At 64.4% G+C, this 6,214-nt stretch carries 5 protein-coding genes and 1 pseudogene; all 6 read left to right on the top strand.

Going from position 1 to position 6,214, the window contains the following annotated elements; genetic code table 11:
• Positions 1-1,208 (top strand): sugar ABC transporter ATP-binding protein (locus tag WA702_RS30165; protein WP_425114182.1); only part of this gene is annotated, 1,208 nt, incomplete at its 5' end.
• The gene (locus WA702_RS30160) at positions 1,205-2,194 is read left to right on the top strand and encodes an ABC transporter permease (RefSeq protein WP_425114181.1); all 990 of its coding nucleotides are present in this window, start codon (positions 1,205-1,207) and stop codon (positions 2,192-2,194) included. The genes WA702_RS30165 and WA702_RS30160, both read left to right, overlap by 4 nt.
• A 5-nt stretch (positions 2,195-2,199) precedes the next feature.
• Positions 2,200-3,180 (top strand): ABC transporter permease, encoded by a 981-nt coding sequence (locus WA702_RS30155; protein ID WP_425114180.1) that lies wholly within the window; start codon positions 2,200-2,202, stop codon positions 3,178-3,180.
• A gap of 74 nt (positions 3,181-3,254) precedes the next feature.
• A complete protein-coding gene (locus tag WA702_RS30150) occupies positions 3,255-4,361 on the top strand; it encodes a substrate-binding domain-containing protein (RefSeq protein WP_425114183.1) in 1,107 nt (368 codons plus the stop codon).
• A gap of 72 nt (positions 4,362-4,433) precedes the next feature.
• Positions 4,434-5,801, top strand: a complete 1,368-nt coding sequence (locus WA702_RS30145) for an FGGY-family carbohydrate kinase (RefSeq protein ID WP_425114179.1) — start codon at positions 4,434-4,436, stop codon at positions 5,799-5,801.
• A 264-nt stretch (positions 5,802-6,065) separates the two neighbouring features.
• Positions 6,066-6,214: pseudogene (locus WA702_RS30140) on the top strand (ABC transporter substrate-binding protein); the annotation flags it as partial.

Below are 6,214 nucleotides of genomic sequence, written 5' to 3'. Positions count from 1 at the left end.
GTCATGCGCCGCGCAGCCGTGGCGGCTGGCTCGACTGGAAGGCGATGACGGCCAGGACCGAGGCGCTGCTTGCGTCGCTCGAGATTACGGATCTGAAGCCAAATCAGACCGTCGGCGCACTCAGCGTCGGCAATCGCCAGCGCGTCGAAATCCTGCGGGCGCTATCGCAGGAGGCGCGGCTGTTGATCATGGACGAGCCGACCGCTGCATTGACCGAATATGACGTCACGCGGCTGTTCGACCTGGTGCGGCGGCTCAAGTCGCGCGGCGTCGGCATCGTCTATATCAGCCACCGCATGGACGAGATTTTTCGGCTGGCTGATCGGGTGACCGTGCTGCGCGATGGCGCCCATGTCGGCACCCGCAAGGTCGCCGAAACGTCTTCTTGCGAACTGGTGCAGATGATGGTCGGCCGGCAGATCGAAAGCCTGTTTCCCAAAGTTGACGTGGCGATCGGCAAGCCGGTGCTGGAGGTGCGCGACTTGGTGCGGCGGCCCTTAACGAAAGGCGTCAGCCTGACCGTGCGCGCCGGCGAAATCGTCGGCCTCGCTGGCCTGGTCGGCTCCGGCCGCAGTGAGTTGGCGCAGACGATCTTTGGCGCGACGCCGGCGGAGTCGGGGCAGATCATCATGTCCGGCAAGCAGGTCGCGATCCGAGCGCCCGCCAGCGCGCGGGCACTCGGCATCGCCTATGTGCCTGAAGACCGCGCCACCCAGGGCCTGGTCCGCTCCATGAGCGTGCGCGAGAATTTTTCGCTGGCCAGCCTGGCCAAAGTAGCCCACTTCGGTTTCATCGATTCAGCGGCAGAAACGCGCATGGCCGAGGCCGGAGTCAATCGCTTTCGCGTCAGAACCCGTTCGTTGGATCAGGCGGTCGGCCGCTTGTCCGGTGGCAACCAGCAGAAGATCGTGCTGGGGAAATGGCTCGCCAACCAGCCGAAGCTGCTCATGCTCGACGAGCCGACCCGCGGCATCGACGTCGGCGCCAAGGCGGAAATCCACCGGCTGATGTGCGAGCTTGCGGCGCAGGGCCTGGCCATTCTGATGATCTCCAGCGAGTTGCCTGAAGTGCTCGGCATGAGCGACCGGGTGCTGGTCATGCGGGAGGGCCGGCTGGTCGCCGAATTTGCGCGCGCGGACGCGACGCCCGAAGCGGTCGGTGCGGCCATGATGGGAAGCCACGGCACTGACGCGGGCAGGGCGGCATGAGCACCCTGGCGCTCTCACGGAGACGACCCGGGGAAGGCGGCGCGCTGCCCGTGTTTGCCTCGCAGGAGGCGTTGCTGGCCTTCGCGATCATCGGCATCGCGATCGTGGTCGGCCTCGACAATCCGCGTTTTCTGGCGACACGCAACCTCACCGATATCGTGCTTGGCAACGCCTATATCGCCGTCGCGGCGATCGGCATGTCGATGGTGATCGTATCCGGCAACATCGATATCTCGGTCGGCTCGCTGATCGGTGTTCTCGCCACCATCAGCGGATCGCTAGCGGTGGCGGGCGTGCCGATGATCCTGGTCTGGCTCACGCCACTCGTGGTTGGCGTCCTTGTCATGGCCTTGCAAGGCGCGGTCATCGCCTATTTGAGAATTCCGTCGATCGTCGTCACGCTCGGGATGCTGTCGATCCTCAAGGGCGGCCTGATCAGCGTCACCGGCGGCCGATGGATCACTGACCTGCCGCAAGCGTTCCATCTCGCAGATATCGAGCTGTTCGGAATCCTGCCGATGCCGGTGCTGATGATGGTGACGGCAACGATCCTGGCCGCGTTGTGGATGCGCTATTCGGCCAAGGGCCGCGCGATCTACGCCACCGGCGGCAATGCCGAGGCCGCGCGTCTCTGCGGCGTGTCGCCGCGGCGGACCGTGATGATGGTGTTCGCGCTGCATGGGCTGTTCGCGGGGATCGCGGCGCTGCTGTTCGCGACCCAGCTCAAGGTGATCCAGTCCACGGTGCCGCCCAATCTGGAGCTGACGGTGATCACCGCCGCGGTGGTCGGCGGCGTCAGCATTCTCGGAGGCGTCGGCACGGTGGTCGGATCAACTTTGGCGGCGATCCTGATCGCCGAGATCGCCAGCGCGCTGGTCTTCATCAATGTCTCGCCATACTGGATTCACGCCGTGCAGGGCGGATTGATCCTGGTTACAGTGATCGCCGACATCCTGCGGCGTCGCCGCCGTCAGGTGGGAGGATAATCGCGATGGCGGTGCTGGCATCCGAGGTCCGGTCATCAGCTCCGGGTTGGCTGATCCGCCACGAGACCCTGCTGGCGGCGATCCTGGCCGTTGCGCTCTTGATCCTCTGTCTGTTCAACCAAAACTTCCTGACGGTCGACAATCTCTTGAACCAGGGCCGCCTGATGACCGAGGTCGGCCTCATCGCGCTGCCGATGACGTTCATCATCATCACCGGCGGCATCGACCTGTCGGTGGGATCGATCGTCGGGCTGTGCGCGATCATGCTCGGCTACTCCTGGAAGAATCTCGGCTTCCCCTTGCCGCTGGCGATCGTCTTCGCCATCGCCGTCGGCGGCGTCGCGGGCTTCGTCAACGGGCTGATGATCACCCGCATCAGGGTGCCGCCGCTGATTATGACCATCGCCACCCTGGCGCTCTACCGGGGGCTGGCTGAGGGCATCAGCCAGGCGCGCTCGGTGCGCAACTATCCCGAATGGTTCTTCTTCACGGGCCAAGGGGAATGGCTCGGCGTGCCGGTGCAGCTCTGGATCCTGCTCGTTGGGATCGTCGTGGCCGGCATCGTGCTGGATCGCACCACCTTCGGCCGCACGCTCTACGCCATCGGCAGCAACGAGACCGCCGCGCGGTTTTCCGGCCTGCCGGTCGATCGGGTCAAGCTTATCGTCTACACGCTGTCCGGGCTGGCTGCCGGGGTCTCGGCCTGGGTGCTGGTGTCGCGCGTCACCACAACGCGCTCGGACATGGGCAGCGGCTACGAGCTCGACGTCATCGCCGCTGTGGTCCTCGGCGGCACCAGTATTTTCGGCGGGGTTGGGACGATCTGGGGTACCGTAATCGGCCTGGTCATGATCCAGCTGTTAAAGAACGGGCTGGCGCTGACCGGAGTCAAGGGCGACGCCACCATCATCGTCATCGGTGCGGTCCTGATCGCATCCACGCTGATCGCAAGCTCTCTCCATGGACGTCGCGAGGTCGCGAGCTGATGGAGTGATAAGCCGCAGGAAGCGGCATTGTAGGGGAGGAGGTCATCATGAAGACGATCATCATACATCGTACGATGAAGACGACCGCACTGCTGATTCTCGGCGCGGTGATGGCGAGCGGCTCTGCTTTTGCCGCAGACAAATGGGACGGCGCCGACGATCTTCCGACCAACCCGCTGGCGTGCGATGCCAGCCCTCCGGCCGCGGCTGCCGCCAAGCCCTATGACGGCGGCAAGGTCACCGGCGCGCCCGACAAGGCTGGCAAGCCGATCACCCTGGTGGATGTCCCGAAGCTGATCGGCATCGGCTATTTCAACGCAACGTCGAAGGGCATGCAGGACGCCGCCAAGGAGATCGGGAACGTCAAGGTAACTACCGACGGGCCGACCGAAGCCAAGATCGACGAGCAGATCAAGTTCATCGACAACTACATCACCCGGGGCGTCGACGGCATCCTGTTCGCGGCCAATGATCCGGTGGCGATCGCCCCCGTTCTCAAGAAAGCCTTGTCGAAAGGCATCCACGTGGTCGGCTACGACGCCAATTCGCAGCCCGACGCGCGCGAGTGGTTCGTCAATCAGGCCGAGTTCAACGGCATCGCCAAGGCGATGATCGACGCGATGGCCAAGGAAGCTGGCGAGGACAAGGGATTTGCCATCGTTACCAGCACCTTCACCACGCCCAACCAGGCGCGCTGGATCGCCGAGATGTCGGCTTACGCCGCCAAATGCCATCCCAAGCTGAAATGGCTGGAGACGGTGGAAGCGCAGGAAGACAACGTGCTGTCGTTCAACCAGGCCACCACGCTGATCAACAAATACGGCGACAAGCTTGCCGGCCTGTTTGGCATGACGTCGGTCGCCACGCCGGCTTCAGCCGAAGCCGTCACCAAGGCAGGCCTGTGCGGCAAGGTCGCCGTCGTCGGCCTCGCCACGCCGAATGCGATGAAGCCCTATGTCAACGCCGGTTGCGTCAAGTCCGTCGTGCTGTGGAATCCGGTCGATCTCGGCTATGCGGCCACCTATGTGATGCGCGCGGTGGTCGACGGCAAGCTGAAGCCGGGCGCGACCTCGGTCGAGGCCGGCAAGCTCGGCAAGCTCAACGTCATCAACGGCAGCGAGATTCTGCTGGGCTCACCGTTCATCTTCACCAAGGATAACATCAAGGACTTCGACTTCTGATCGCGGTTCGCGCCGGTTCCTGGTGGCGAAAGGGACCGGCGCTGCGCCTATGGCGAGTAACGGGCGGACAGCATGAGCGGTGTCACCGCGGTCCTCGATATCGGCAAGACCAATGTGAAGGTCGCGACCTTCGGCGGCGATGGCGTGCTCGTGTGGGAGCGCGCCGTCGCTAATCGCATGGTGGCTGGCCCGCCCTATGCGCATGCAGATGTCGAACAGATCTGGGAATTTCTGTTAGGCGCACTGGCGGAGGCCAATAGGGTCAGCCCGATTGCGGCGATCGTTCCGACCACCCATGGCTGCGCGGCCGCGCTGATCGACAAGGCCGGCCTGGTGCTGCCGGTGATGGACTACGAGTTCGCCGGCGTCGAGGAGATCGAACCGCTGTATGCGTCGCTGCGTCCGCCGTTTTCAGAGACGTTCTCGCCGAAGCTGCCTGCCGGGCAGAACTTTGCGCGCCAACTGGCCTGGCAGCGGCAGCACTGCGCCGAGCGGTTCGGGCGGGCCAAACACCTGCTTGCCTATCCGCAATATTGGGCATGGCGGTTGTCGGGCGTCGCGGCGGCCGAGGTCACCTCGTTCGGTGCGCATTCCGACCTGTGGGCGCCGTTACGGGGCGGATTCTCCAGCGTCGTTTCGGCCCTCGAATTGAGCCGATTGATGCCGCCGTTGCAACCGGCCTATCGACGTCTCGCGCCGATCAAGCCGGACATTGCCTCCGCGACAGGGCTGCGGCACGACGTCGACGTGCTCTGCGGCGTGCATGACTCGAACGCCTCGTTGTTACCGCATCTCGGCTCGCGCAGGCAGCCATTCACGCTGTTGTCGACCGGCACCTGGGTGATCCTGATGGCGCCCGGCCTCGGCCTCGACGGGCTCGACCCGGCCGACGACACGCTGGCCAATGTCGATGTCGAGGGACGTCCCGTTGCGACCGGGCGTTTCATGGGCGGGCGCGAATATGCTGCGATCGCCGGGGCGCACGGCAGTCCGGACGAAACGTCGCTGGCGCGTGTGATCGCATCTGGCGTGATGGCTCTGCCGAGCTTTGCCGGGCAGGGCGGGGGCGGCCCGTTCGCCTCGCAGCAGAGTGAAATTCGCGGCGAGATCGCGTCCGCCGACCGTCCGGCGCTGGCGACGCTCTATGTCGCGCTGATGAGCGATCTGATGCTGACCCGCATGGGTGCGACCAGCGGCGACCTGATCGTCGAAGGCAGTTTCGCGGCCAACCCCCGCTATGCGATGTTGCTTGCCGCACTGCGCCCGTCGCAAACGGTGTTCGCAAGTTCCGATGCTGCCGGAACGGCGCGGGGCGCCGCGTTGTTGGCGAATTGGCCGGCGCCAGACTTTCGGCCGTCGTTGGTCACTGTGTACCCCCGGGCGATCGAAGGCCTGCACGGCTATCGGGATGCATGGACACGGGCGGTGCGCGAACGCTGATGTGGTCTGGTCACGTCATCAATGACCTATGCACGAGCCCCCTGCAGGACCGCCGATATTGAGCCGACGCGGCCCGATTCATCGGCGTCAACTCGAAAAGGTATATCTGTCCGAATGAACTATGCCGGATCGCTATAGCTGCTAGAGCGGCACGTAGATGTTTGCCGTTGTCGAATTGTAATAGCTTTTGGACTCAGCCAAAAAAGTCGTGCTGCGTCGCGGTATCGAGCGGCGGAGAGCGGTGGCGTGCTGAGGAGGGACAATATGCGTATTCCAGGTTTTCTGTTCAGCGCGGCGGTGATCGCGAGCGCGTTGGCATTGGGCGCGGCGCGCGCGGAGGATACGTTCAAGATCGGACTGATCGTGCCGATGACCGGCGGCCAGGCGTCGACCGGCAAGCAGATCGACAATGC

This window comes from Bradyrhizobium sp., assembly GCF_049798375.1.
In the GTDB taxonomy this organism is placed as follows: domain Bacteria; phylum Pseudomonadota; class Alphaproteobacteria; order Rhizobiales; family Xanthobacteraceae; genus Bradyrhizobium.
This window is presented reverse-complemented; position numbering and strand designations above follow the sequence as displayed.

Coding starts and splice junctions, on each gene's coding strand:
- WA702_RS30145 (WP_425114179.1), top strand. CDS start 4,434: ATGAGCGGTGTCACCGCGGTCCTCGATATCGGCAAGACCAATGTGAAG.
- WA702_RS30160 (WP_425114181.1), top strand. CDS start 1,205: ATGAGCACCCTGGCGCTCTCACGGAGACGACCCGGGGAAGGCGGCGCG.
- WA702_RS30150 (WP_425114183.1), top strand. CDS start 3,255: ATGAAGACGACCGCACTGCTGATTCTCGGCGCGGTGATGGCGAGCGGC.
- WA702_RS30155 (WP_425114180.1), top strand. CDS start 2,200: ATGGCGGTGCTGGCATCCGAGGTCCGGTCATCAGCTCCGGGTTGGCTG.